24 protein-coding genes and 1 other RNA gene are annotated in these 26,494 nt (G+C 68.4%); 8 read left to right on the top strand and 17 right to left on the bottom strand.

All coding sequences use genetic code 11. The features are described 5' to 3' along the window. Positions 1 to 31 precede the first annotated feature (31 nt). The 16 genes from lpxC to rnpB form a co-directional block, all read right to left on the bottom strand. Positions 32 to 946, bottom strand: a complete 915-nt coding sequence (lpxC, locus tag ACZ5Z2_RS02100) for a UDP-3-O-acyl-N-acetylglucosamine deacetylase (protein ID WP_464760329.1) — start codon at positions 944 to 946, stop codon at positions 32 to 34. A 440-nt stretch (positions 947 to 1,386) separates the two neighbouring features. After that, positions 1,387 to 2,565 carry a cell division protein FtsZ gene (ftsZ, locus tag ACZ5Z2_RS02095; RefSeq protein WP_464760328.1) on the bottom strand — a complete coding sequence of 393 codons (1,179 nt, stop codon included), beginning with the start codon at positions 2,563 to 2,565 and terminating at the stop codon, positions 1,387 to 1,389. Between the two features lie 149 nt (positions 2,566 to 2,714). Further along, on the bottom strand, positions 2,715 to 3,950 hold the full coding sequence (ftsA, locus tag ACZ5Z2_RS02090; RefSeq protein ID WP_464760327.1) for a cell division protein FtsA: 1,236 nt from the start codon (positions 3,948 to 3,950) through the stop codon (positions 2,715 to 2,717). Between the two features lie 13 nt (positions 3,951 to 3,963). After that, the gene (locus tag ACZ5Z2_RS02085; protein WP_464760326.1) at positions 3,964 to 4,704 is read right to left on the bottom strand and encodes a cell division protein FtsQ/DivIB; all 741 of its coding nucleotides are present in this window, start codon (positions 4,702 to 4,704) and stop codon (positions 3,964 to 3,966) included. Next, positions 4,701 to 5,654, bottom strand: a complete 954-nt coding sequence (locus ACZ5Z2_RS02080; RefSeq protein ID WP_464760325.1) for a D-alanine--D-alanine ligase — start codon at positions 5,652 to 5,654, stop codon at positions 4,701 to 4,703. Before ACZ5Z2_RS02080 ends, ACZ5Z2_RS02085 begins: the two co-directional genes overlap by 4 nt. Further along, the gene (gene murC / locus ACZ5Z2_RS02075; protein WP_464760324.1) at positions 5,654 to 7,099 is read right to left on the bottom strand and encodes a UDP-N-acetylmuramate--L-alanine ligase; all 1,446 of its coding nucleotides are present in this window, start codon (positions 7,097 to 7,099) and stop codon (positions 5,654 to 5,656) included. Before murC ends, ACZ5Z2_RS02080 begins: the two co-directional genes overlap by 1 nt. After that, entirely contained in the window at positions 7,096 to 8,187 is a 1,092-nt protein-coding gene (gene murG / locus ACZ5Z2_RS02070) for an undecaprenyldiphospho-muramoylpentapeptide beta-N-acetylglucosaminyltransferase (RefSeq protein WP_464760323.1), read from the bottom strand. The genes murC and murG overlap by 4 nt, the downstream gene beginning before the upstream one ends. Further along, positions 8,184 to 9,422, bottom strand: coding sequence for a putative lipid II flippase FtsW (ftsW, locus tag ACZ5Z2_RS02065; RefSeq protein WP_464760322.1), 1,239 nt, complete (start codon positions 9,420 to 9,422; stop codon positions 8,184 to 8,186). The genes murG and ftsW overlap by 4 nt, the downstream gene beginning before the upstream one ends. Position 9,423: 1 nt before the next feature. Beyond that, entirely contained in the window at positions 9,424 to 10,524 is a 1,101-nt protein-coding gene (gene mraY / locus ACZ5Z2_RS02060) for a phospho-N-acetylmuramoyl-pentapeptide-transferase (protein ID WP_464760321.1), read from the bottom strand. Further along, the gene (locus ACZ5Z2_RS02055) at positions 10,514 to 11,896 is read right to left on the bottom strand and encodes a UDP-N-acetylmuramoyl-tripeptide--D-alanyl-D-alanine ligase (RefSeq protein WP_464760320.1); all 1,383 of its coding nucleotides are present in this window, start codon (positions 11,894 to 11,896) and stop codon (positions 10,514 to 10,516) included. Before ACZ5Z2_RS02055 ends, mraY begins: the two co-directional genes overlap by 11 nt. Then, on the bottom strand, positions 11,893 to 13,371 hold the full coding sequence (locus ACZ5Z2_RS02050; protein ID WP_464760319.1) for a UDP-N-acetylmuramoyl-L-alanyl-D-glutamate--2,6-diaminopimelate ligase: 1,479 nt from the start codon (positions 13,369 to 13,371) through the stop codon (positions 11,893 to 11,895). Before ACZ5Z2_RS02050 ends, ACZ5Z2_RS02055 begins: the two co-directional genes overlap by 4 nt. Further along, complete coding sequence (locus ACZ5Z2_RS02045; RefSeq protein ID WP_464760318.1) at positions 13,368 to 15,233, bottom strand: peptidoglycan D,D-transpeptidase FtsI family protein; 1,866 nt, start codon at positions 15,231 to 15,233, stop codon at positions 13,368 to 13,370. The genes ACZ5Z2_RS02050 and ACZ5Z2_RS02045 overlap by 4 nt, the downstream gene beginning before the upstream one ends. Next, a complete protein-coding gene (gene ftsL, locus ACZ5Z2_RS02040; protein ID WP_464760317.1) occupies positions 15,230 to 15,502 on the bottom strand; it encodes a cell division protein FtsL in 273 nt (90 codons plus the stop codon). The genes ACZ5Z2_RS02045 and ftsL overlap by 4 nt, the downstream gene beginning before the upstream one ends. Beyond that, complete coding sequence (gene rsmH, locus ACZ5Z2_RS02035) at positions 15,499 to 16,434, bottom strand: 16S rRNA (cytosine(1402)-N(4))-methyltransferase RsmH (RefSeq protein ID WP_464760316.1); 936 nt, start codon at positions 16,432 to 16,434, stop codon at positions 15,499 to 15,501. Before rsmH ends, ftsL begins: the two co-directional genes overlap by 4 nt. Positions 16,435 to 16,479: 45 nt before the next feature. Next, positions 16,480 to 16,926 (bottom strand): division/cell wall cluster transcriptional repressor MraZ, encoded by a 447-nt coding sequence (gene mraZ / locus ACZ5Z2_RS02030; RefSeq protein WP_464760315.1) that lies wholly within the window; start codon positions 16,924 to 16,926, stop codon positions 16,480 to 16,482. Positions 16,927 to 17,247: 321 nt separating this feature from the next. Then, positions 17,248 to 17,610: RNase P RNA component class A (gene rnpB / locus ACZ5Z2_RS02025), an RNA gene on the bottom strand. A 205-nt stretch (positions 17,611 to 17,815) separates the two neighbouring features. Here rnpB and ACZ5Z2_RS02020 point away from each other — a divergent pair. Beyond that, on the top strand, positions 17,816 to 18,364 hold the full coding sequence (locus ACZ5Z2_RS02020) for a helix-turn-helix domain-containing protein (protein WP_464760314.1): 549 nt from the start codon (positions 17,816 to 17,818) through the stop codon (positions 18,362 to 18,364). A gap of 60 nt (positions 18,365 to 18,424) precedes the next feature. Further along, a complete protein-coding gene (locus ACZ5Z2_RS02015; RefSeq protein WP_464760313.1) occupies positions 18,425 to 19,318 on the top strand; it encodes an alpha/beta fold hydrolase in 894 nt (297 codons plus the stop codon). 160 nt (positions 19,319 to 19,478) lie between these two features. Here the strand turns inward: ACZ5Z2_RS02015 and rsmI are convergent, their stop codons facing one another. Beyond that, on the bottom strand, positions 19,479 to 20,306 hold the full coding sequence (rsmI, locus tag ACZ5Z2_RS02010; RefSeq protein ID WP_464760312.1) for a 16S rRNA (cytidine(1402)-2'-O)-methyltransferase: 828 nt from the start codon (positions 20,304 to 20,306) through the stop codon (positions 19,479 to 19,481). 77 nt (positions 20,307 to 20,383) lie between these two features. On the opposite strand from rsmI, the gene ACZ5Z2_RS02005 reads away from it, so the two are divergent. The 6 genes from ACZ5Z2_RS02005 (at position 20,384) to ACZ5Z2_RS01980 (ending at position 26,494) form a co-directional block, all read left to right on the top strand. Then, a complete protein-coding gene (locus tag ACZ5Z2_RS02005) occupies positions 20,384 to 22,255 on the top strand; it encodes a penicillin-binding protein activator (RefSeq protein WP_464760311.1) in 1,872 nt (623 codons plus the stop codon). Continuing rightward, a complete protein-coding gene (locus ACZ5Z2_RS02000) occupies positions 22,255 to 22,608 on the top strand; it encodes a YraN family protein (RefSeq protein WP_464760310.1) in 354 nt (117 codons plus the stop codon). The genes ACZ5Z2_RS02005 and ACZ5Z2_RS02000 overlap by 1 nt, the downstream gene beginning before the upstream one ends. A 530-nt stretch (positions 22,609 to 23,138) precedes the next feature. Beyond that, complete coding sequence (locus ACZ5Z2_RS01995) at positions 23,139 to 23,579, top strand: hypothetical protein (RefSeq protein WP_464760309.1); 441 nt, start codon at positions 23,139 to 23,141, stop codon at positions 23,577 to 23,579. 43 nt (positions 23,580 to 23,622) lie between these two features. Next, positions 23,623 to 24,540 carry a VirB8 family type IV secretion system protein gene (locus ACZ5Z2_RS01990; protein WP_464760308.1) on the top strand — a complete coding sequence of 306 codons (918 nt, stop codon included), beginning with the start codon at positions 23,623 to 23,625 and terminating at the stop codon, positions 24,538 to 24,540. Next, positions 24,537 to 25,304 carry a TrbG/VirB9 family P-type conjugative transfer protein gene (locus ACZ5Z2_RS01985; RefSeq protein WP_464760307.1) on the top strand — a complete coding sequence of 256 codons (768 nt, stop codon included), beginning with the start codon at positions 24,537 to 24,539 and terminating at the stop codon, positions 25,302 to 25,304. The genes ACZ5Z2_RS01990 and ACZ5Z2_RS01985 overlap by 4 nt, the downstream gene beginning before the upstream one ends. Next, on the top strand, positions 25,301 to 26,494 hold the full coding sequence (locus tag ACZ5Z2_RS01980; protein ID WP_464760306.1) for a TrbI/VirB10 family protein: 1,194 nt from the start codon (positions 25,301 to 25,303) through the stop codon (positions 26,492 to 26,494). The genes ACZ5Z2_RS01985 and ACZ5Z2_RS01980 overlap by 4 nt, the downstream gene beginning before the upstream one ends.

Here is a 26,494-nt window from a genome sequence, read left to right as displayed (position 1 = left end):
GTTGCCTTGCCGGCTGTTGCGACGCGCGCGGTCAGATCGCCTGGGCGGGATGCGCGTAGGAGATCGGCGAGGTGGCCGGGTCGTCCTGGTAGCTGACTTCTTCCCACGCCGCGGCGTCGGCCATCAGGGTGCGCAGCAGCTTGTTGTTGAGCTCGTGGCCGGACTTGTGGGCGCTGTAGGCGCCGATCAGGCTGTGGCCGAGCAGGTAGAGGTCGCCGATGGCGTCCAGGATCTTGTGCTTGACGAACTCGTCCTCGTAGCGCAGGCCGTCTTCGTTGAGCACGCGGTAGTCGTCCAGCACCACGGCGTTGTCCATCGAGCCGCCCAGCGCGAGGTTGTGTTCGCGCAGCATCTCGATGTCGCGCATGAAGCCGAAGGTGCGCGCGCGGCTCACTTCCTTCACGAACGAGGTGGTGGAGAAGTCGATCTCGGCGCGCGAGGTGCGCTTGCTGATGATCGGGTGGTTGAATTCGATCGAGAAGCCTACCTTGAAGCCGTCGAACGGCTCGAAGCTGGCCCACTTGTCGCCTTCCTGTACCTTGATCGGCTTCTTGATGCGGATGAAGCGCTTGGCGGCGTTCTGCTCCTCGATGCCCGCGGACTGCAGCAGGAACACGAAGGGGCCGGCGCTGCCGTCCATGATCGGCACTTCGGGCGCGGACAGATCCACGTAGGCGTTGTCGATGCCGAGGCCGGCCATCGCCGAGAGCAGGTGCTCGACCGTGGCCACGCGCACGTCGCCGTTCACCAGCGTGGTGGAGAGGCGGGTATCGCCCACGTTGTCGTGGCGCGCCTGCAGATCCACCGGCGGATTGAGATCCGTGCGACGGAACACGATGCCGGTGTTGGGCGCCGCGGGGCGCAGGGTCATGTACACCTTGTCGCCGGTGTGCAGGCCCACGCCGGTAGCGCGGATGATGTTCTTGAGCGTGCGCTGCTTGATCATTGTCGTTGGTACCTGCCAAGTAGCAGCCAATGCGGTGGCGAATGCTAACACAGTTTTAACCACCTGCAATAGCAAACCGTACCGTACAGTCTGGTTGAATGGCCCGGATTTTCATGCCGGGACACACGTCACGAAACATGCCCGGGCGCGCCATGCGCCCGGATCGACACGCAGCCCCGGGCCGGGACGGGATTCCGGCACCGGGGCAACGGACGGGCGCCGCCGGGTATCCGGCGGTCGCCCATCATGCGCTTCCCTTTCGCATCGTCTCAAGGGATCACGGACACGGAACGCACCGGAGCGGTCTTCGCTGACAGCCCGGTGCGGCAGCCGGCCGCCGTCCCCTCTTTCACGTTTCGGTTCTGACCCAATCAACAGGCGATTCGTTCAACTCCTCAATCAATCACACGTGCCTGGCGCCGGTCTGGGCGCCTAGCGCTTCAGTCCGCCTGGCGGCGCAGGAAGGCCGGGATGTCCAGGTAATCCAGGCCGTTGTCCTGGCGGGCCGGCGCCTCGGCGCGCGGATTGCCGCCGTACACCGCTTCCGGCTGGGCGTAGTCCACTACCTCGTTGCCCGTGCCCGTGCGCAGCACCACCGGACGGGGACGCTGGCGCATCTCCACCTGCTTGGTTTCCACGGCGCGCACGCTCTGGCGTCCCGTGACGCGGTTGAGGCCGGTGGCGACCACGGTGACGCGCACTTCGTCCTTCAGCTCCGGGTCGAGCGAGGTGCCGATCACCACGGTGGCGTCCTCGCTGGCGAAGTCGTTGATGACGCGGCCGATCTCGTCGAACTCGCGCATGGTGAGGTTGGGGCCGGCGGTGACGTTGACCAGGATGCCGCAGGCGCCGTTGAGGTTGACGTCCTCCAGCAGCGGGTTCTTGATCGCCTGCTCGGCCGCGGCCTGGGCGCGGTCGTCGCCGCTGGCGACGCCGGTGCCCATCATGGCGAGGCCCATTTCGCTCATCACGGTGCGCACGTCGGCGAAGTCGACGTTGATCAGGCCGGGCGCCGTGATCAGGTCGGCGATGCCCTGCACCGCGCCCTGCAGCACGTTGTTGGCGGCCTTGAACGCGTTGACCAGCGTGACTTCGCGGCCCAGCACGCTGATCAGCTTCTCGTTCGGCACGGTGATCAGCGAATCGACATGCTGCGACAGGTCTTCGATGCCCTTCTGGGCGACCTGCATGCGGCGACGGCCCTCGAACGGGAACGGCTTGGTGACCACGGCCACGGTGAGGATGCCCTTCTCCTTGGCCAACTGCGCCACCACCGGCGCGGCGCCGGTGCCGGTGCCGCCGCCCATGCCGGCGGTGATGAACACCATGTCGGCGCCTTCCAGCATCGCCTCGATGCGCTCGCGATCCTCCAGCGCGGCCTGGCGGCCGACCTCGGGGTTGGCGCCCGCGCCCAGGCCCTTGGTGACGTTGGCACCCAGCTGCAGGTGGGTGCGCGAGTTGCAGCTGCTCATCGCCTGCGCGTCGGTGTTGGCGACGATGAATTCCACGCCTTCGATGTTGGCATTGATCATGTGCGCCACGGCGTTGCCGCCGCCACCGCCCACACCGATGACCTTGATGACTGCGTTTGGTGCGAGTTTCTCGATCAGTTCGAACATTTCCCGTCCTCCAGAGTTGTTGTCGTTGTAACCGCGGGTGGCGACTCCTGTCGCTCCGTGGTGGTGGGCGGCGATCCCGCCGCCCGTGGCTGCGCCTCCTGCGCCGCCGAAACCTGTCCGCTTCCGACCGGCCGCCCTGCGGCGTCCGATCAGAAGTTCTTCTTGAACCAGCCGATCGCCCGGCCGACCACGCCGCCGACCTGGCCGAACGAAGTGCCGCCGCCGCGCACCGGCGCGTTGTGGCGCGCGCCGTGCAGCAGCAGGCCCGCGCCGGTGGCGTGCAGCGGGCTGCTGATGACTTCGCCGAGGCCGGTGATCTGCTGCGGCACGCCCAGGCGCACCATCTTGTGGAAGATCTCCTCGGCCAGCTCCAGCGCGCCTTCCATCTGCGCGGCACCGCCGGTGAGCACCACGCCGGCCGCGACCAGGCTGTCGTAGCCGGAGCTGCGCAGCCTGTCCTGCACCATCTCGAAGATTTCCTCGTAGCGCGCCTGCACGCTCTGCGCCAGCGCCTGCCGGGCGAGCCGGCGCGGCGGACGGTCGCCCACGCTGGGCACCTGGATGGTTTCGTCGGCATGCGCCAGCGCGGTCAGCGCGCAGGCGTACTTGATCTTGATTTCCTCCGCGTGCGCGGTGGGCGTCTGCACGGCGTAGGTGATGTCGCCGGTGATCTGGTCGCCGCCGATCGGCAGCGACGCGGTGTAGCGGATCGAACCCTGGGTGTAGATCGCGATGTCGGTGGTGCCGGCGCCGATGTCGACCAGACACACGCCCAGCTCGCGTTCGTCGGGCGTGAGCACCGCGCGCGCGCTGGCCAGCGCCGACGGCACCAGCTCGTCCACCGACAGCCCGCAGCGCTGGATGGACTTGGTGATGTTCTGCACCGCCGCCGCCGCACCGGTGACCAGGTGCACGTTGGCCTCCAGCCGCGTGCCGCTCATGCCCACCGGCGCGCGGATGCCGTCTTGGCCGTCGATGCGGTATTCCTGCGATTCCTTGTAGAGCACCTTGCGGTCGGCCGGTATCGCCACCGCGCTGGCCGCTTCCAGCACCTGCTCAAGGTCGCCCGGCGTCACTTCGCGCTCGCGGATCGCCGCGTTGCCGTGCGAGTTGCGCGTTTCCAGGTGGCTGCCGGAGATGGAAGCGGTGACCGCGCGGATGTCGCAGCCGGCCATCAGCTCGGCCTCTTCCACGGCGCGCTGGATCGAGTGCACGGTGGATTCGATATCCACCACCATGCCCTTGCGCATGCCGCGCGAGACATGCGTGCCGATGCCGATGACGGTGATCTCCTCGCCCGGCTCGTATTCGCCCACGATGGCGGTCACCTTGGAGGTGCCGATGTCGAGGCCCACCACCAGTTGCTTGTCGTTGCGCGTCTTCATGGCTGTTGCGTCCTCACGAGCGGCGCACGGTGGTGGTCTTGGCGGCGGGCGCGGGATCCGGCCAGCGCACGGCAAAACCGTTGGTGTAACGCAGGTCGGCGTAGACGAAACCCTGGTCGTGGCCGGCCATCATTTGCGGATAGACGTCGAGGAAGCGGCGCAGCCGCATGCCGGCAAGGTCGCGGTCGCCGATCACGATGCGCGCGCCGCTCGCCGTGGCGACGCTCCAGCTGCCGCGCGCGGTCAGCGCCACGCCGTTGATCGCGAGGTGCGTGCCGGCGAAGGCCTTGCGCACGTCGGCGTAGAAGCTCACCACCTCGGCGAGGCGATCGTCCGGCCCCTGCAGGTTCGGCAGTGCGGCGGCATCGGCGGCGTCGATCGGCGCGTCGAACACCTTGCCCTGCCGGCTGATCAGTTGCTTGTCGTTCCAGCGCGCGAACGGCTGGCGTTCGGTCACGCGCAACTGCAGGGTGTCCGGCCAGCGCTTGCGCGCCTCCACCGACTCCACCCACGGCAGCGCGGCCACGGCCTGCTGCACGCTGTCGAGGTTCAGGGCGAAGAAACCCTTGCCCAGCCGCGGCAACACGGCGCCGCGCAGCTCGTCCATCGTCACGTGCTTGAACTCGCCCTGCACGGTGAGCTTGGTCACCGGCCAGCGGCTGGCCGCGAACCAGCCGTTCAGCACGCCCACGACGGGCAGCGCCAGCAGGGCGGCGACCAGGCACCAGGCGACGGGACGCGTGCCTGCCCTCATGCACCCTCCCGGAAGCTGGTTTCCAGCACGCGCCAGCACAATGCTTCGTAGTCGATGCCTGCGGCGCGCGCGGCCTTGGGCACCAGCGAATGCGAGGTCATGCCCGGCGCGGTGTTCACCTCCAGCAGCCAGTTGCGGCCCTGGCGGTCGCGCATCACGTCCACGCGGCCCCAGCCGGCGCAGCCCAGCGCGTCGAACGCAACCAGCGCCAGCGCGCGCAGCTCGTTCTCGGCCTCGCCCTGCAGGCCGGGGCACAGGTACTGCGTGTCCTCGGCGACGTATTTCGCGTTGTAGTCGTAGAACGCGCCCTTCGGCACGATGTGGATGGAGGGCAGCACCTCGCGGCCGAGGATGCCGACGGTGAGCTCGTCGCCCTCGATCAGCGTTTCCATCAAGAGATCACCGGGGTACTTCGCCGCCAGCTCGACGGCGCTGTCCAGCTGCGCCTCCTCGAACACGCGGGTGACGCCCACGCTGGAGCCTTCGCAAGCCGGCTTCACGATCAGCGGGAAGCCGATCTGCTTTGCCGCGGCATGCACGTCGGCGCCGCGCGGCAAGGCCACGAACTTCGGCGTGGGCAGGCCCAGCGACTGCCACACGCGCTTGGAGCGCGTCTTGTCCATCGACAGCGCCGAACCCAGCACGCCCGAGCCGGTGTACGGCACGTTGAGCGATTCCAGCGCGCCCTGCAGCACGCCGTCCTCGCCGCCGCCGTGCTGGCCGTGCAGGATGTTGAACACGCGCGCAAAGTGGCCGGCGCGCAGCGCGTCGAGCAGCGCCGGGATGCCGTCGATGGCGTGCGCGTCCACGCCGCGCGCCGTCAGCGCCGCCAGCACGTTGCGGCCGGAATCCAGCGACACCTCGCGCTCGGCCGAGCTGCCGCCCATCACCACGGCGACGCGGCCGAACTCGGCGGGATTGGCGATGCGGGTTTCGGAGTTCGTTGCCATCACGCGGCACCCTTGGTCTTGAGTTGGCCCAGCTGCGCCAGTTCCACCGCCGCGGCGCCGATGTCGCCGGCGCCGAGCAGCAGCAGCAAGTCGCCGTCGCGCAGCAGCGCCGGCAAGGTGTCCTTGAGTTCACGCGGGTGGTCGACCAGCACCGGGTCGACCTTGCCGCGCGCGCGCACCGCCCGCGCCAGCGCGCGGCCGTCGGCGCCGGCGATGTGCGTTTCGCCTGCGGGATAGACGTCCGTCAGCACCAGCACGTCGGCCTCGGCCAGCACGTTGGCGAAGTCGTCCAGCAGGTCGCGCGTGCGGCTGTAGCGGTGCGGCTGGAAGCCGACCACGAGACGGCGCTCGGGCCAGCCGCCGCGCGCCGCCGCGAACACCGCGGCCAACTCGCTGGGATGGTGGCCGTAGTCGTCCACCAGCAGCGCCGTGCCCTTGTCCAGCGCCAGCTCGCCGCGGCGGTGGAAGCGCCGGCCCACGCCCTGGAAATTCGCCAGCGCGCGCGCGATCGCCTCGGCGTTCACGCCGAGCTGCCAGCCGATGCTGGCGGCGGCCAGCGCGTTGAGCACGTTGTGCTTGCCCGGCAGATTCAGCGTCACCGGCACCGCGTCCGGGTTGCCGGGCAGGTGCAGGTCGAAGTGCATCTGGAAGCCCTGCTGGCGCACGTTGGAGGCGCGCACGTCGGCGTCCGCGCTGGCGATGCCGTAGGTCATCACGCGGCGCGTGGTGGTCTTCGCCAGCTCGGCCACTTCGGCATCGTCCACGCACAGCACGGCGAGGCCGTAGAACGGCAGGCGATGCAGGAAATCGGCGAAGGCCTTCTTCACCTCGGCGAAGTCGCCGTGGTAGTTCTCCAGGTGGTCGGCGTCGATGTTGGTAACCGCGGCGATCACCGGCGACAGCAGCAGGAAGGAGCCGTCCGACTCGTCGGCCTCGGCCACCAGGTACTGGCCCGTGCCCAGCCGCGCGTTGGCGCCGGCCGCGTTGAGCTGGCCGCCGATCACGAAGGTGGGGTCGTAGTTCGCCTCGGCCAGCACGCTGGCGGCCAGGCTGGTCGTCGTCGTCTTGCCATGCGTGCCGGCGATGGCGACGCCGCGGCGGAAGCGCATCAGCTCGCCCAGCATCTCCGCGCGGGGAATCACCGGGATGCGCGCGGCGCGCGCGGCGACCAGCTCGGGGTTGTCCGCGCGGATCGCGCTGGAGGTCACCACCACGTCGGCATCGCCCACGTTCGCGGCGTCGTGCCCCACCTGCACCACTAGGCCCAGCTGCGCGAGGCGCTGCGCGGTGGGCGAGTTGGACTTGTCCGAACCCGACACCGCGTAGCCGAGGTTGTGCAGCACCTCGGCGATGCCGCTCATGCCCACGCCGCCGATGCCGATGAAGTGCACGCGGCGGAACGTGGTCATCAGGTCTTCGTGCGCGAGCAGGCGACGCGGCGTCATGCGGCCACCTCCACGCAGGCTGCTTCAAGACATGCGGCAGCAATGGCATCCGCCGCGTCGGGCTTGGCCAGCGTGCGCGCGGCCTCGGCCATGGCGAGCAATCGCGCGCGGTCGGACAGCAGCGCATCCAGACGCTGCGCGAGTGTTTCGATGTTCAAATCGCGTTCCTGGATCAGTTCGGCGGCGCCGGCGGCGAGCAGCGCCTCGGCGTTGCGGGTCTGGTGGTCGTCCACCGCATGCGGGAACGGCACCAGCACGGCGCCCAGCCCGGCCGCGGTGAGTTCGGCCAGCGTGAGCGCACCGGCGCGGCACACCGCGAGGTCGGCCCACGCGTAGGTACCCGCCATGTCTTCGATGAAGGGCACCACCTGCGCCTCGACACCGGCCTTCGCATACACCTCGCGCGCTTCGTCCAGGCCACGGTTGCCGCACTGGTGCAGCACCTCGGGGCGACGTTCCGGCGGCAGCAGCGCCAGCGCCTGCGGCAGCGCGAGATTCAGCGCACGCGCGCCGAGGCTGCCGCCCAGCACCAGCAGGTGCGTGCGTCCGCTACGCCCCGCGAAACGCTGCGTCGGCGCCGCCAGCGCGGCGATGGTGGCGCGCACCGGGTTGCCCACCCATTCCGCGTTTGGCAGGGCACCCGCGAAACCCGCCAGCACGCGCTGCGCATGCGCGGCCAGCTTGCGATTGGTGAAGCCAGCCACGCGATTCTGCTCGTGCACCAGCAGCGGCCGATGCAGCAGGCGCGCGGCCAAGCCGCCGGGGCCGGCCACGTAGCCGCCCATCGACAGCACGCTACGCGGCTTCAGCCTGCGCAGCACGGCGAGCGCGGCCAGCAGTGCACGCGCCAGCATCAGCGGCGCCGCCAGGCGCGTCTTCCAGCCCTTGCCGCGCAGGCCGCCCACGCGGATGGCGTGCAGCTCGATGCCGTGCGCCGGCACCACCTTGGTCTCCATGCCGCCCACCGCGCCCAGCCACGCCACCGGCACGCCCTGCGCGCGCAGCGTCTCGGCCACGGCGAGGCCGGGGAAGATGTGGCCGCCGGTGCCGCCGGCCATGATCAGCACGGGACGGGTATCGGCGCTCATGCCACCGCCGCCTCGCGCGAACGCGCCGCGCCGTTCACGTCCGCCGCCGCCACCGCTTCGGGCATGCGCTTGGCCATCTGCCGCGCATCCAGCGCGCGGTTGATCTCCCAGGTCGCGCGCAGCAGCACGCCGGCCATCGTGCAGGTCAGCACCATCGACGAACCGCCGTAGCTGATCAGCGGCAGGGTGAGGCCCTTGGTCGGCAGCGCGCCGAGGTTCACGCCCACCGACACGATGGCCTGCATCGCCAGCATCAGCGAGATGCCGAACGCGACGTAGCCGGCGAAGCGCTGGCCCACCTCGACGCCTTTCAGGCCCATCGCCAGGCCGCGGCCCACCGCCAGCGCGAACAGGCCCATCACCAGCACGATGCCGACCAGGCCCAGCTCCTCGCCGATCACCGCGAAGATGAAGTCGGTGTGCGCCTCGGGCAGGTACGACAGCTTCAGCACGCTGGAACCCAGGCCCACGCCCGTCCACTCGCCGCGGCCGATCGCCATCAGCGACTGGGTGAGCTGGAAGCCGTCGGTGAACGGGTGCTCCCACGGGTTCATGAAGGAGGTGAGCCGCTTCACGCGGTAGCTCTCGCCGGTGGCGGCGATGTACAGCAGCGGCATCAGCGGCATGCCCATGCCGCACAGGTAGATCGGCCGCGCGCCGCCCAGCCAGACCATGGCGATGGTCACCGAGATCACCAGCGCGGACGAGCCGAAGTCCGGTTGCAGCAGCAGCAGCACCACCACGGCGCCGGCCACCATGATCGGCTTGAACAGGCCGAGGAATTCCGTCTCGATGCTGTCGCGGCGGCGGACGAGGTAGCTGGCCAGGTACACCACCACGATCAGCTTCACCGCCTCCACCGGCTGGAAGCTGGTGACCACCAGGTTCAGCCAGCGCCGCGCGCCGTTGATGCGCATGCCCAGGTGCGGCACGAACACCGCCAGCAGCAGCACGAAGGCCAGCCCCAGCAGCGGGAAGGCGTACTTCTCCAGCAGCTTGAGCTCCACCCGCATCGCCACGCCGGCCGCGACGGCGCCCAGCACGAGGAACAGCAGATCCTTCTTCAGGTAGTAGAACGCGCCGAGGTGGCTGCCGTCGGCCACCGCGATGGAACTGGAGGTCACCATCACCACGCCCACGCTGGCCAGCCCGACCAGCGCGACCAGCAGCCACGGGTCGTAGCTGCCGCGCGGGCCTTGCCGCTTGACCGCCTGCGAGGTGCCGAAGCCGAACATGTCAGCGCACCTTCAACGTGGCGAGGCCGATCAGCACCAGCACGACGCTGATGATCCAGAAGCGCACGATCACCCGCGGCTCGGGCCAGCCCTTCAGCTCGAAGTGGTGGTGGATCGGCGCCATGCGGAACACGCGTTTTCCGGTGAGCTTGAAGCTGGCCACCTGGATCATCACCGAGGCGGTTTCCAGCACGAACACGCCGCCCATCACCAGCAGCACGATCTCCTGCCGCACGATCACCGCGATGCAGCCCAGCGCCGCGCCGATCGCCAGCGCACCCACGTCGCCCATGAACACCTGCGCCGGGTAGGTGTTGAACCACAGGAAGCCCAGCCCCGCGCCGGCCAGCGCGCCGCAGTAGATCGACAGCTCGCCCGCGCCGGGGATCGAGGGGATGCCGAGGTATTCGGAGAACACCTTGTTGCCGGCGAGGTAGGCGAACGTGCCCAGCGCGCCGGAGACCAGAACCGTCGGCATGATCGCGAGGCCGTCGAGGCCGTCGGTGAGGTTCACCGCGTTGGAGAAGCCCACCACGATGAAATACGCCACCACCACGAACAGCGCGCCCAGCGGGATCGCCACGTGCTTGAACAGCGGCACGTACAGCGCCGTCTCCGCCACCGGCACGCTGCCCGCGGCGTGCGGCGCGGTGAAATACAGGAACAGCGCCGCGCCGAGGCCGAACACCGACTGCCAGAAATACTTCCAGCGCGAGGCGAGGCCGCGGCTGTCCTTCAGCACCAGCTTGCGGTAGTCGTCGTAGAAGCCGATCAGGCCAAAGCTCAACATCACCGCCAGCACCACCCACACATAGCGGTTGCCGAGGTCGGCCCACAGCAGCGTGGCGACGGTGACCGCCAGCAGGATCATCACGCCGCCCATGGTGGGCGTGCCGGCCTTGGAGAGGTGCGACTGCGGGCCATCGCTGCGCACTACCTGGCCGGCCTTGAGCGCGGCCAGCCGGTTGATCAGCCAGGGGCCGCACAGCAGCGACATCGCCAGCGCGGTGAGCGCGGCCATGATGGTGCGGAAGGTGATGTACTGGAACAGATGCAGCGTGGTGAAGTGCCGCGCCATCCAGTCCGCGAGTTCAAGCAGCATCGGATGCGCCCTCCGGCTTCGTGACGGCATGTTCGGCGGCGCCTTCCAACGCCTTCACCACGTGCTCCATGCCCGAGGAATGCGAGCCCTTGACCAGGCAGGTCACACCGGCGTGCAAACCTGCCTTCAAGGCGGCGACCAGGCCCGCCTTGTCCGCGAAATGCTGGCCGCCGGCCCCGAACGCCTCGACCGCCGCCGCACCCAGCGGGCCGACCGCGAACAGGCGCTCGATGCCGCGCTCGCGCGCCTTCGCGCCCACGCCGGCATGCAGCGCGCGCGCGTCGGCGCCGAGCTCGGCCATGTCGCCCAGCACCAGCCAGCGCTCGCCCTGCGCCAAGGCCAGCGTGTCGATCGCCGCGGCCATCGAGCTGGGGTTGGCGTTGTAGCTGTCGTCCACCAGCGTGGCGCCGCCGGGCAAGGCGATGCGGCGCAGCCGGCCGGCGACCGCGCGCGCCTGTTCCAGCCCCGCCACGATGGTGGCCAGCGGCACCTCCAGCGCCAGCGCGATGGAGGCCGCGGCCAAGGCGTTGGCCACGTTGTGGCGGCCGGGCAGCGCCAGTTCCACCTCGGCATCGCCCACCGGCGTGCTCAGCACGAACAGCGAGCCGTCCGCGCGCTGCTCCACGATGTCCGCGCCCACGTCGGCCTTGTGTTCCAGCCCGAAGCGCAGCACGCGGCGCGTGCCGGCCAGGCCCGCGAAGAAGCCGGCGAACGCGTCGTCCGCATTGATGATCGCCACGCCGTCCGCGGGCAACGCCTGGTACAGCGCGCCCTTGGTCTCGGCCACGCCTTCCACGCTGCCCATGCGCTCAAGATGCGCGGGCGCGATGAGGTTGACGAGGCCGATATCGGGCCGCGCGATGGCGGCGAGATAGGCGATGTCGCCGGGCTTGCCCGCGCCCATTTCCAGCACCGCGTATTCGGCGTCCTCGGGCATGGACAGCAGGGTCAGCGGCAGGCCGATCTCGTTGTTGAAGCTGCCGGTGTTGACGTGGGTGCGCCCGTGCAGCGACAGGATGGACGCGGTGAGCGTCTTCACCGTGGTCTTGCCGTTGGAGCCGGTGATGCCGATCACCCGCGCGTGGCGCTGCGCACGCACCGCGCTGGCGAGGTCGCCCAGCGCCGCCTCCACGTCGTCCACCAGCACCTGCGGCAGCGGGCTGTCCACCTTGCGCGACACCAGCGCGCCGGCGGCGCCGGCGGCGTGCGCCTGCGCGAGGTAGTCGTGGCCGTCCACGCGCTCGCCCTTGAAGGCGGCGAACAGGTCGCCGGGCTTGAGCTTGCGCGTGTCGATGGCCACGCCGCCCACCGCGGCGTCCTCGCCGAGCAGGCGGCCGTGCGTCCACATCGCGATGGCGCCGAGCTGCATCATGCGCGCCGCTCCAGGGCCGCGCGCGCGACCAGCATGTCGTCGAACGGGCGCTTGCCGGCCGCGCCCTCCTGGTAGGTTTCGTGGCCCTTGCCGGCGATCACCACCACGTCGTTGGCCGCGGCCATCTCCAGCGCCTGCCCGATGGCGGCGGCGCGGTCGCGCTGCACGCCGTACTCGCGCGCGGCGCCCATGCCGGCCACGATCTGCGCCACGATGGCGTCGCCGTTCTCGCCGCGCGGGTTGTCGTCGGTGACGAAGGAGACATCCGCCAGGCGCGCCGCGATGGCACCCATCAGCGGACGCTTGCCCGCGTCGCGCTCGCCGCCGCAGCCGAACACGCAGATCAGCCGGCCGCGGCAATGCGCGCGCACGGCGTTCAAGACCTGCTCCAGCGCGTCGGGGGTGTGCGCGTAATCCACCACCACCAGCGGCAAGCCGTGCTGGCCGCCGAGCCGGCTCATGCGGCCGTTGACCGGCTGCAGGTTCTCCAGCGCGGACACGATGCGTTCGAACGGCTCGTCCAGCGCGCCTAGGCAGGCGGCGACGGTAAGCAGGTTGGCCACGTTGAACAGGCCGAGCAGGCGGCTGCGCAAGGTGTGCGTGCCCCACGGCGTGCGCAGCACGAAGGCCAGGCCCTCGGCCGAGCTGACCACGTTGCCCGCCGCCACGTCCGCCGCCGCATCGCCCTTCGCGCTCACGCGCAACGCGCGCACGCCGGCAGGCAACTGTTCCAGCAACCGCGCGCCGAAGGCGTCGTCGCCATTGACGACCGCCGCGCGCAGACCTGGCCACGCGAACAGCTTGGCCTTGGCCGCGCCGTAGGCCTCCATGCTGCCGTGGTAGTCCAGATGGTCGCGAGTGAGATTGGTGAACGCGGCAACCTCGAAATCCACCGCGCCGACGCGGCCCTGCTCCAGCGCGTGCGAGGACACCTCCATCGCCACGTGGGTGGCGCCGGCATCGCGGAATTCGGCCAGCAGGCCATGCACGCTGATCGCGTCCGGCGTGGTGCGCTCGCCGTCGCGCAGGCGGCCGTGCAGCCCCGCGCCCAGCGTGCCGATGCTTGCGGCGCGATGGCCGAGGAACTCCAGCGCTTGCGCCAGCAATTGCACGGTGGAGGTCTTGCCGTTGGTGCCGGTGACGCCGACCACGCGCAGCGCTTCGGAGGGGCGGTCGTAGAAGCGCGAGGCGATTTCGCCGACCTGCGCGTGCAGGCCGTCGATCCACAGCACCGGCACGTCCAGCGGCGCGATCTCGACGACCGGCGCCTCGGCCAGCACCACCGCCGCGCCGCGCTGCGCCGCGCCGGCGGCGAAGGCGATGCCATGATCCTGCGTGCCGCGCAGGGCGAAGAACGCGTCGCCGCGGCGAACCTTGCGCGAATCCAGCGCCAGCCCGGATACCGCGATGCGCGCGGCCTCCGCCGGCACGTCGGCGATGCCCAGCAGCAACTGGTCGAGGCGACCGTTGTTCATGGCGTGCCTCCGTCGGCCGGGACTTCGTCGACCGGCGCCTCGTGCACCGGCACGTCGTTCGCCGCGGGCGGCGGCTGCCGCGCCTGGCTGCCGACCAGGCCGCCGTTGCCCTGCAGCGGGCCGCCCACGTACCAGCGGCCGATGTTGTCCGGCGGGATGTCGAGCAGGCGCAGCGCGCCGCCCATCACCGCGGAGAACACCGGCGCCGACACGGTGCCGCCGAAGTAGCCGCCCTTGGTGGTGCCGTTGACCACCACCACGCCGACGATCTGCGGGTTGCTGGCCGGCACGATGCCGGCGAACAGCGAGTTGTAGGTGTCCTTGGAGTAGCCGCCGGCGATCGCCTGGTGCGAGGTACCGGTCTTGCCGGCCACGCTGTAGTTGGCGATGCGCGCGTTCGCGCCGGTGCTGTCGGGGCCGGTGATCGTCTCCAGCATGCTCACCAGCTCGTGCGCCACCTGCGGCGAGATGATCTGCTTGCCGGGGCTGTCGTCGCCCTTGATGAAGGTGGGCGTGTGCATCACGCCGTTGTCGGCGATGGTGGCGTAGGCGTTGGCCAGTTGCAGCGCGGTGACGTTGACGCCGTAGCCGTAGGCCATGATCGCCTTTTCCAGCGGACGCCAGTCGCGGCCGATCTTCAGCAGGCCCGACGACTCGCCCGGGAAGCCGCTGCCGGTGCTGCTGCCGAAGCCGAACGCGCGGTAGGTGTCGTACATCAGCGTGGTGTCGAGCGTCATCGCGATCTTCGCCGCGCCCACGTTGCTGGAACGGGTGAGCACGCCGGTGGGCGTGAGCAGGCCGTTCGGGTCGTCGTCGCGGATGTCGTGGCCGTGGAAGAACCAGTGGCCGTTGCCGGTGTCGATGATCGGACTGGTGGGCGTGTACGCTCCGCTGGACAGCGCCGCCGCCAGCGTGAACGCCTTCATGGTGGAGCCCGGCTCCACCACGTCGGTGACGGCGCGGTTGCGCCGCTGCGCCGGCTTGCTGCCGGCCAGCGCGTTCGGGTTGTAGGTGGGCAGGCTGGCCATCGCCAGGATCTCGCCGGTGTGCACGTCCATCACCACCATCGAGCCGGAGGCGGCGTTGAACTTGTCCAGCGCGTTCTTCAGCTCGTTGTAGGCGAGGAACTGGATGCCGCGGTCGATGCTGAGCGTGAGGTTCTGCCCCGGCTTGGGCGCGCGCACCTGCTCCAGCTCCGCCACCTCGTGGCCCTTGCCGTCGCGAATCACGCGCTTCAGGCCGGGCTTGCCGGCCAGCCAGTCGTCGTAGGCCAGCTCCAGCCCTTCCTGGCCGTGGTCGTCGATGTTGGTGACGCCGAGCACGTGCGCGGTCACTTCGCCCGACGGATAGAAGCGCTTGAACTCGCGCTGGCCGTTGACGCCCGGGATGTCGAGGTCGAGCACCGCCTGCGCCGCCTCCGGCGGCATCTGCCGGCGCAGGTAGACGAACTCGCGGTCGGAACGCTGCTCGAGGTATTGCTCGATCTGCTGCGGATCGCCGCCCAGCGCCTTCGCCAGCGCGGGGATGCGGTCGGAATTCGCCAGCAGCTCGCCCGGATTGGCCCAGATCGAGGTCACCGGCGTGGACACCGCCAGCGGCTCGCCGTTGCGGTCGAAGATGGTGCCGCGCGACACCGGGATCGGCACCTCGCGCAGGAAGCGCGCGTCGCCCTGCTTCTGGTAGAACTGCTTGCGCACCACCTGCAGGTCGAACGCGCGCGCCACCAGGGCCAGCGAGATCAGGCCGAGCACGCCCACCACCAGCACCATGCGCTTGCGCGCGCTGGGGCCGGCGCCGCGGCGCCGGCCTGGCGACGTGGCGCGCAGCGGCTGCGGACGGATGCGGTCGCGCCACTTCGTCATCGGCGCAGCAGCCGGATGTCTTGCGGGCGCGGATCGACCATGCCCAGCTGCTGCCGCGCCTCCTCGTCGATGCGGCGCGGCTCGGCGAAGGTGGCCTGTTCCAGTTCGAGCCGGCCGTATTCGATGTTCATGGCGTCGCGCTGGTTCTGCAGCGCGGTCAGCTGCACGAACAGCTCACGGCTCTCGTGGCGCGCCCATACCACGCTGATCGCACTGCCGATCACGGCAGCCAGCAAGGCGAGCATGAAGAGGGTCTGGAGCAGCCTCATGCGTGCTCCGCCGCCGGCAGTTTCTCGGCCACCCGCAGCACCGCCGAACGCGCACGCGGATTCACCGCCAGCTCGGCCTCTGAAGGGAACTGCGCCTTGCCCACCGCGGCCAGTTCGGCCGGCTTCGCGGCGACGGGCGGGCCGCGCCGGTTGCCCTGCACGCGGCCGGCGTGGTCGCGGATGAATTGCTTGACGATGCGGTCTTCCAGCGAATGGAAGCTGATCACCGCGAGCCGGCCGCCGGGCTTCAGCCGCGCCAAGGCGGCATCCAGCCCGCGCTGCACGGCATCCAGCTCGCCGTTCACGCGGATGCGCAGCGCCTGGAAGCTGCGCGTGGCCGGGTGCTTGCCCGGTTCGCGCCGGCCCACCACGCGCTCGATCAGCGCGGCCAGTTCGCCGGTGCGCGTGAGCGGGTTTTCGGCGCGGCGCTCCACGATGGCGCGGGCGATCTTGCGGCTGAAGCGCTCCTCGCCGAACTGCCACAGCACGTCGGCGATCTCGCGCTCGGAAGCATGCGCGAGGAAATCCGCCGCGCTCTCGCCCTGCGAGGTGTCCATGCGCATGTCCAGCGGCGCATCGGCCATGAAGCTGAAGCCGCGCGCGGCCTCGTCCAGTTGCGGCGAGGACACGCCGAGGTCGAGCAGCACGCCGTCTAGCCCGTCGGCGGTTTCGTCCCACTCGGCCATGCCGGAGAAATTGGCATGGCGGATCGCCACGCGCGGCTCGGCGGCGAACGCCTTGCGCGCTTCGGCGATGGCCTGTGGATCCCGATCCATCAGCAGCAGGCGCCCGCCGGGGCCGAGGCGCGACAGCACGGCGCGGGCGTGACCGCCGCGTCCAAACGTGCCATCGAGATAACGCCCGCCTGCCTGCACGGCAAGGCCCTCCACCGCTTCGTCCAGCATTACCGGGATGTGCCGCAATTCGGCCATGCCGCACCTCCCGACCCGTTGCCCGCCCGCAAAATTCGCGCCGCCTTACAACTGCAGCGCGGCCATGTCGTCAGTGATGTCGTCTTCGCCGATGGTCTGGCGGATCTTGGCCAGGTGGGCCTGTTCGCTCCACAGCTCGAACTTGTTGCCCATCCCCAGCAATACCGCCTTCTTCTCGATGCCCGTGGTCGCGCGCTGGCTGGCCGGCAGCAGGATGCGCGCGGCACTGTCGGGTTCGACGATGGACGCGGCGCCCACCAGCTTCATCTGCATGTCGCGATGGGCCCGCTTGACCATGGGCAGGGCATTGATCTGGTCGCGCACCTTTTCCCACTCGGCATACGGGTACAGCCACAGGCAGCCCGACTCGAAGGGGTCGTAGGTGACCACAAGCCGGTTCGCGCAGGCGCCCGCCACCAACTCGCGGTACGCGGTCGGTATGGCCAAGCGGCCCTTGTCGTCGACGGTGATGGCGGTTTCGCCTTGAAACACGAACAGACTCCACAATTACCCACGATTTCACACCGAAATCCACGATAGTCTCAGCCCCTGAGACTGTCAAGGAAATTTTTGCTTGTGAATCAAGGGGAAAGGCGAAGTTATGACAGTGTTTCCAGCACTTTCTGAGGAACGTACTCAAGGTGTTTGAATGCAGGGAGTTTTTCCTGCAGCTGACACGGTGTGCCGATGCGCAAAATCCGCTCGCGATCACCTGCAGGCCGCACCCGGCATGAATCGCCGTTCACGCTCGCCGCCGACGCGCACCCACAGCCGTCCCGGCGCATGCCTGCACCGGGACGGGAACCGAAAAGAAGGTGGAGTCGGCCTGTAAGCCGGGTTCTGTACGCCTTGCGGCGCGACAGTCATTCCTCTCGGCCAGGCGTCGCCGCCTGGCTCCAGCAACCTACCCGGGGACGACGCGGGCCGCGCCAATGTCCCCCTATTTGGTCTTGCTCCGAGTGGGGTTTACCGTGCCGTACGGCGTTGGCCCCGTACGCGGTGCGCTCTTACCGCACCCTTTCACCCTTACCTGTGCCCTTGCGGGCCATCGGCGGTCTGCTCTCTGTTGCACTGGCCGTCGGCTCGCGCCGCCCAGGCGTTACCTGGCACTCTGCCCTGTGGAGCCCGGACTTTCCTCGATGCGCTTGCGCGCGACGCGACTGTCCGGCCGACTCCGCCGATGAGTATAACGCGACTGTCCTCGACTTCGATCGTGCGGATCCTGGCATTCCCTGACCGGCGCTTCCCCGGATCACGAATGACGCCGACCGATGGAACGCGGAACCCTGCCGCAGCACCGCCACACCCGCGGATATGGCCCGTTTGACAGTGGCCATGCTCCAGGACTACCTTTATCAAAATTGATAAAGGTTCATGCTCCTTGCCCGGAAAGACTGTCCTAGATGTCTTGCTGCACCCGATCCGCATGAGGATCGTGCGGACTTTTGCGGGGGCGGCGGAGCTTACCGTTCGAGACTTGGCAAAAAATCTTGACGACGTTCCGCAGGCCACGCTTTACAGGCATTTGAGCCGATTGACCGAAGCCGGCGTCCTGACCGTGGCTTCGGAAACCCCCGTGCGTGGCGCCCTGGAGCGCGCCTACCGGATCGATCCCGCCGCCGTCACGGTACCTACGGAAGACATCGGCGCCATCGACCCGGAGACCCATCAAAAGTACTTCTCGGTCTTTGTCGCCTCGCTGCTGGAGGACTTCAGCCGTTATACCCGGTCAGGTGATGTCGATGTGCTGCGCGACGACGTCCACTATCTGCAGGTACCCGTCCTTGCGACGCCAGAGGAGTTCGCCAGCTTCATGAAAGAACTGGCGGCACTCGTCAAAAAGTTTGCGGGACGCAAGCCCGCCAAGCGGCGAATACGGCGAACGGTATCCATCGTCACGCTCCCGGAAAAACCCGCGAAAACACATTGAATCCACCGTTGGCAGATTCGATCTACACGTATTGAAGGAATGCAAATGCGGGACAATGTCATGAAGCTGCACGACGGGAGGAAACTTGGTTTTGCCGAATACGGCAAACCCGCAGGCATTCCGTTATTGCTGTTTCATGGCACGCCCGGCTGTCGCATCATGCCGCGATTGGAGACTGCGGCATGGATCAGGGAAACCGGCATCCGCGTGATCGTGCCCGACCGACCCGGCTATGGCCTTTCCGACCCTGCCCCCAAACGCGCCATCATGGATTGGGCGGCCGATGCAGAGGAACTGGCCGACCATCTCGGCCTTGCCCGTTACCATATCGCAGGCGGTTCGGGCGGCGGCCCATATGCCCTTGCCTGCGCGATCCGCTCCCCCAGACGAGTGTTGTCCGCGACCTTGATATGCAGCGGCGGCCCGCCCGAGGTGATGCCGCCGTCGAAGGAAATGAATTCTGGAAACAGGATCGCGTTCTTTCTGGCGCGACATGCACCGATGATCCTGAAATTACAGTTCACGATCATTGCCAAATTCATGCGGAAACCACCGCCGGAACCTGGATCAAGGAAAGCGGAGAAATTGGCACGCCTGAAATCGAAACAGCTTGCGCGGCTACCCGAATGGGACAGGCGCGTCCTTGAAGGTCAGAGCGGAGAAAATTTGCGGACGCAGATGAAGGAGGCTTTTCGGCAGGGTACCGACGGTGCGTATCGCGATCTGTTGCTTGCAAGCCGCCCCTGGTGCCTCGACCTAGAGAAACTGACGATCCCCGTATTCATGTGGCATGGCATTGCCGACACCCATGTACCCGTTTCCACCGCCCGCAAGTTTTCCAACCTGATACCTGGATGCGAAACCCACTTCATACCGGATGCCGGCCACCAGCTTCTGGCAAGCGAGGAGGTATGTTCGCAAATGGTGGCCCGGATGTTATCCGTCACGGCATAACCGTCCGCTGTCAGCCATTGCCCCCGCTAGACGGCCCGCCTGTCACCGCGTGCCGCCGGCCCGATCAACACCCGGTCTGGTGGTCGGCAACCGCCGCATGAGCGCCCAACCTGGCCGGAACGCGTACTGCCAAAGCCGCCGTCACGAGTGCAGCGCGCTCCTATCCCACGTACAACGTCTTGCGCGGCGCCCCACTGATCGCCGCGGCGAGCTTCGCCGCCTTCGCCGGCGGCAGTTCCTCGCGCAGGATGGCGAAGACGCGCTGGCCTTCGACCAGCTTCGCATCGGCTTCCTCACCACGGCCGGCAACCAGGATCACGCATTCGCCGCGCTGCTGATCGGGATCGTTCGCCACGCGTTCGGCAAGTTGCGCCAGCGGCTCGCCGATCACCGTCTCGAACAGCTTGGTGAGTTCGCGCGCCAGCACCGCCTCGCGTCCGTCGCCGAACACGTCACGCATGTCGGCCAGGCTCTCGGCGACGCGATGCGAGGATTCGTAGAAGATCAGCGTGCGCGGCTCGCCCACCAGCTCCTGCAAACGTGCGCGGCGTGCCGCGGACTTCGGCGGCAGGAAGCCCTCGAACACGAAGCGGTCGCAGGGCAGGCCCGCCACCGACAACGCCGCGATCGCCGCGCACGCGCCAGGCACCGGCGCGCAGCGCACGCCAGCAGCACGCGCCGCACGCACCAGCCGGAAGCCGGGATCGGAAATCAGCGGCGTGCCCGCGTCGGAAATCAGCGCCACCGACTCGCCGCCCTGCAGGCGCCGCACGATGGCATCCACCACCTCGCGCTCGTTGTGCTCGTGCAAGGCCACCAGCGGCGTGGCGATGTTGTGGTGGAGCAGCAGCGGCTTGCTGTGGCGTGTGTCCTCGGCGGCGATCACCGCCACCTCGCGCAGCGTGGCGATGGCGCGCGCGGAGAAATCGTCGCGATGGCCGATCGGCGTGGCGACCACCCACAGGCAGCCGGGTTGGATAAGTGGCATGGGCAAAACCGGGTCACGGAAACGATGGGCTATCATCGCTCACACTCGACGCAAACATGCCGACATTGAGAGTCCCGATGCGCCTGCGCCCCCTCACCCGGCCGTCCCTGTCGGCCCTCGGCCCCGTCCTTCTGCTGGCCGGAGCGCTGGTTCTGAGCAGTTGCGTTCCCGGCAACACCAGGCCCTCGCCCGCCGAAACCGCGGCCGCCGACGGCGCCGCGGCGTTGGCACGCCAGGGCCAGTTCGACCAGGCCTCGCAGGCTTATCTCGCGCTGGCCTCCCAATACGGCGGTCGTGCCGACCATTACCGCCTGCTGGCTGCCGAGGCCTGGCGCGAGGAGGGCCGCATCGAAGCCGCCGCGCCCACGCTGGCGCAGATCAAGCGCGAAAACCTGCAAGGCGACGACGCCCTACGCTTCGATCTGCTGCGCGCCGATCTCGCACTGCAGCACCATGACGCCGCCACCGCCCTGCGACTCACCACCCAGCCCACCGTCGCCGTACCGGAAGCGCTGCAGCTGCGCCTGTACGAACTGCGCGCCCGCGCGCAGGCCGCCACCGGCGACCATTGGGGCGCTGCACGCACCCGCGTGCAGATGGACGACCACCTGCAGGGGCTGGATCGCGCCGAAAATCGCAAGCTTGCCCTCGCCGAACTGGCCCAGCTCGACGTGGCGGCGCTCAAGCGACGCGCCGCCGCGATGCAGCCGGGCGACCGCATGCTGCCGTGGACGAACGAAGCGCTGAGCCAGCGCGGCATTGCCGTGGCGCAACCCACGCCGTCGCTGCAGCAACCGGTGGGCACCTTGCTGCCGGGGGTCAACGCGGACGTGCGCGAGGGCTACCGGATGCCCGCCCGCGTGGCCCTGCTGCTGCCGCAGAGCGGCCCTTACGCCGCCGCCGGCAACACGATCCTCGAAGGCTTCTTCGCCGCCTACGCGGAAGCCGCGCGCACCCACGCGCCACGCGCTTCGGTGCACATCTACGACACGCAGGGCACCGCCGATGGCGCGACCAAGGCCTATCAGCAGGCCGCCAAGGATGGCGCGCAACTGGTGGTCGGCCCGCTCACCCGCGGCGCGGTGGCAGCGCTGTTCGCCCAACCCTCGCTGCCGGTGCCGGTGCTGGCGCTGAACCACCCGGACAACAAGCAGATCCCGGCCGGCGGCGCCAGCGAATTCGGCCTGCTGCCGGAAGCCGAGGGCGCCCAGGCCGCCGACCACATGGTCGACCGCGGCTTGAACCAGGCCTACGTGGCGATCTCCGGCGACGACTTCGCCCAGCGCGCCGCCAACGCGTTCAAGGCCGAATTGCTCGCACGCGGCGGCAACGTGCTCGGCATGGCCACCGTGCCCGCCAACGACATGAACTATGCCGACACGATCAGCCAGCTCAACATGGCCGGCGCAGGCGGCGACGCCGGCATCTTCATCAGCATGCCTCCGCGGCAGGCGCGCCTGCTGCTGCCGCAATTGCGCATCGCCAAGATCGCCTTGCCGGTGTTCGGCACCTCGCACGTCTATGCCGGCAGCGACAACCCCACCGCCGACGGCGACCTCGACGGCGTGGAGTTCTGCGACGCGCCCTGGCTGTTCAACGCCCAGCCAGGGCTGCCCAACCACGACGACATCGCCACGCAACTGCCATCCGCGCGCGGCGGCAACGCGCGGCTGTTCGCGTTCGGCATGGATGCGTGGAACCTGGTGCCGTATCTCGACTGGCTGCGCGACCACCCCGGTAGCTATCTGCCCGGCGCCACCGGCCAGCTCACCGCCGACGAATTCGGCCGCATCCGCCGCGTGCTGACCTGGGCGAAGTTCGACAACGGCCTCGCCCGCCCGCTCAGCGGCAGCCTGCAACTGGACGACCTGCCCGCACCGTCCGGCAGCGCCCCTGCACCGGCCGGCAGCAACGCGCAACCGGCCACGCCTTCTTCGACCGGCCACTGATGCGCAGCACCGGCGCCGACTACGAGCAACGCGCCGGCACCGAGCTCGAACGCGCCGGGCTCAAGACGCTCGCCCGGAACTACACCACCCGCCACGGCGAACTCGACCTGGTGATGCTGGATCGCGACACCGTGGTCTTCGTCGAGGTGCGCTACCGCGTGCGCACCGCGCACGGCGACGCGCTGGCCTCGATCACGCGCGGCAAGCAAGACAAGCTGATCCGCACCGCGCAACTGTGGCTGGCCGCCCATCCGCAACATGCGCACCGCTCCTGCCGTTTCGACGTGGTCGGCTACGACGGCCCTGCCGGCGATACGCACATGCAGTGGCTGCGCGGGGCTTTCGAGGCATGACGCGCCCCCTGTAGGCATCGGACTACATGATGTCAGTGCCTTCCGGCACACATTTCAGCGCGCCCACCTACAGGCCACGGCATGCACACGCCCTAACATGCACAGCGCGCCGTTTTGAGATGTATTCGACGAAACACGCGCGCATCGTGTGACAGCATCGACCAAGCGTGGCGTGTTGTGTCTGCCACGCGGGGGATGTGTCAACCGACCCAACCAGGCACTTGCTTGCGCGATGTTCCCTATCGCGCGAGGGCTCTTGCTTCCGGAAAGTTCCGGGAGCCATCGGACTGGATGCACGAATGGATATCGCAGCGCCCGCACAACGCGACGCATCGCCACGAAGGCACCGCTCCGGCAACGCCATCGAACAAACCACCGTTTCAAACATGCCTGCCGACAGCGGCCCCTCGCCGTGTCCGCGCGACACGGGGACGACAGCATCAAGCCCTCGTCCGCGGCAACTCCATCCAACTCCAACCAGCGGGTCAGACGTGGACAAGGATCTACCGAAATCGCTCCGTACAGGCGTCATGTTGCTCGCCATCGCGGCACTGGCCGCATGCGGCACGCCTCCGGCCAAAAACTTCAGCGGCCCATGGAAGCCCGTCAACCGTTTCCAGAACGCACCCACCGAAATCCCGCTGAACCCGGCCTACGTGTTCTACGCGTCGCCGATGGACGAAACGCTCAAGACGATGCTCACGCGATGGGCCAAGGACTCGGGCCGTGAGCTGTCGTACAAGCTCCCCTTCGACGTGACCCTGTACCAGCCGGTTGCCGGCATCCGCACCACGGACATCGACGATGCCATGGCGCAGCTCGACACGATCTACGCGTCGCAAGGGGTCTCCATCTCAGCCAGCCTGCGGCGCATCGAAGTCGGCCCGATCGCTGCCGGCAGCACCGGCCCACAGGCTGGGAACGCCGCACCCGCCGCTGCCGCGTCCGCCGCGCCAACCGGGGCGAAATGACCATGCGTACCAACAACACCGCGAAAGGCCCGGAATTTCGTCCATGCTGAAGAAGAATGCATCCAGTCGGAAGGTAGACGAAGCGGTCGCCAAATCCGCCAACTTCGAGTTGACCATTGCCGACCTCGCCCGGCGCAGCGAGCGCCGCGCGTGGATGGTTGCGTTCGGCGCCATCGGCATGTCGCTGATCCTTGCCGGTGGCTATTTCTACATGTTGCCGCTCAAGCAGAAAGTCCCCTACCTCGTGATGGCCGACGCCTACACCGGTACCAGCACGGTGGCGCGACTCACGGACGACGCAATCCAGCACAGGATCAGCGCCAGCGAGGCGATCAACCGCAGCAACGTCGCGCACTTCGTGCTGGCGCGCGAATCGTACGACCTGGCCCTGCTCAACCTGGGCGACTGGGCCACCGTCCAGACCATGTCCGCTCCCGGCGTGCGCGCCGCATACACCCAGCAGTATTCGTCGAACAACCCCAACGGCCTCTACAGGAAGTACGGCAAGGACACCGCCATCCGGATCAAGCTGCTGAGCATCGTGCTCAACGGTGGTGGCCCAGGCATGGCCCCCAGGGGCGCCACCGTGCGCTTCCAGCGCAGCCTCTACGACAAGCAATCGGGAGCCACGCGCCCACTGGACAACAAGATCGCGACGATGTCGTTCACCTACAAGACCAACCTCGATATGGACGACCAGAGCCGCATACAGAACCCGCTGGGTTTCTGGGTCACCGAATATCGCGTCGACGACGACTACTCGTCGGCTCCGCCTGCCGAGATCCAGGACACGGCCGCTCCCGCCATGCCGGCCCAGAGCATCGCCCCGGGCATAACCCCATCGCCAACCGCGACCGCTCCGATGGCCCTGCCACCCGCCACCGCCGTCGCCAACCCGCCCATGCAGGAACCCGGCGGGCAGACCACCGGGAATTCCGCCACTGGAGTAGGTCGCCCATGAACCGTCCCCGCCTGCTTGGCCTGACCATCGCAACATGCGCGGCCCTCCTCGGCCTGTCCGCGCCGGCGAGCGCGCAGGTCGTGCAACAGTACGAATACCAGCCCGACCGCATCTATCCGGTGCGTACGGGCCTCGGCATCACCACGCAGATCGAGCTCAGCCCGCAGGAGAAGATCCTCGACTACAGCACCGGCTTCAGCTCCGGCTGGGAGCTCACGCGCCGCGACAACGTCTTCTACCTCAAGCCGAAGAACGTCGACGTGGACACCAACATGATGATCCGCACCGCGACGCACTCCTACATCTTTGAATTGAAGGTGGTCGCCACCGACTGGAAGACGCTCGACCAGGCGCGCCGCAATGGCGTGGAATACAAGATCACCTTCAGCTATCCGGCCGACACCAGCTTCGCCAAGGAAATCAAGAAGGACACCAAGGTATCGGCACTGAACACCAGTCTCGTGCCCGGGCGCAGCTACAACTTCGACTACGACTACGCGACGCGCAGCAAGGCCGCGCCATGGCTGGTGCCCGCCAACGTCTACGACGACGGCCACTTCACCTACATCAGGATGAACGACCTCAAGCAGTTCCCGACCGGCGACTTCCCCGCGGTGTTCATGCGCGAACAGGAGAAGGGCGAGGACTCGCTGGTGAACACCACCGTCGAGGGCAACATCATCATCGTTCACGGCACGTATCCCTACCTGGTCATCCGCCACGGCAACGATGTCGTTGGCCTGCGAAGGAACACCCAGAAGTGAACTCCAATACCCCGAACCAGCCCGGCGACGGCTCCATGCACCCGCAGGATCCCCACGACATGCCGGGCAACCAGGCCGACCCGCTGGGCAACAACCCCTATTCCAACCGCTATCAGCAGTCCGCCGTCCCCGACCTGGACGCCGGCGCCCCCCAATTGCGCTCGCACGACCTGAAGCGCATGAACCAGCGTGCGCTGCTCCTGCTGGTCGCAGTGGTGCTGCTCATGCTGTTCGTTGCGTACTGGATGATCACCGGCACCCGCAGCCGCAGCGCACAGGCCAAGCCGCGCGAGGAAAAAGTCACGGTGGCGGAGCCGCCGAAATCGCTGGCCCTGCCGCCATTGCCGGCCGCAGCGCCAGCACCGCGGCCAGCCGCCGCCATTCCACTGGTGCAGCAGCCCCCCCTTCCGGCCGTTCAGCAGCGATCGCTGTTGGCACCTGCCACCCAGCAGCCAAGCTTGGTGCAACGCCGGATCGCCGGACTGGAAAACACCGATGCCGGCGCGGGTGCCAGTCTGCCCGTCACCGCACCGGCCGCAATCGGCATGGGCCCGCCCGGCAGCCTGAACGATTCGACCGTCCCCAGCGCCCAGCCGTTGCGCAGCCCCGACACCCTGATGCAACGCGGCACCTACATCCGCTGCGTGCTGGAGACGCGCATCATCTCGGACATCCCCGGCTACACGTCCTGCCTGGTCACCGAGCCGGTCTACTCCTTCAACGGCCAGCGCCTGCTGCTACCCAAGGGCTCCAAGGTGCTGGGCACATACGACAAGGGGCCGATGGGCGACCGCATGGCGGTGATCTGGGATCGCATCATCACGCCCAATGGCATCGACGTGAACATGGCCAGCCCGGGCATCGACAATCTGGGCGGCGCCGGCATCCCCGGCCACTACGACGCCCACTGGGGCCAGCGCATCAGCTCGGCCCTGCTGATCAGCATGCTCAGCGACGCCTTCAAGTACGAAGCCGCCGAGCACGGCCCGAAGAGCACCACCGTCACCAACGGGGTGGTGACCCAGGAGCCGTTCGAGAGCAACACCGCACAGACCGTGCAGAACCTGGCCAACCAGGCCGTGCAGGCTGCCGCCAACCGCGCGCCGACCGTAACCATCAACCAGGGCACGATCGTCTACGTCTACGTCGCCAAGGACGTCGACTTCAGCGGCGTCGTGGCCCGCTTCTGA

This window comes from Rhodanobacter sp. G1, from assembly GCF_055397855.1.
The sequence above is the reverse complement of the archived record's forward strand: the minus strand, read 5'-3'. Positions and strand labels throughout refer to the sequence as shown.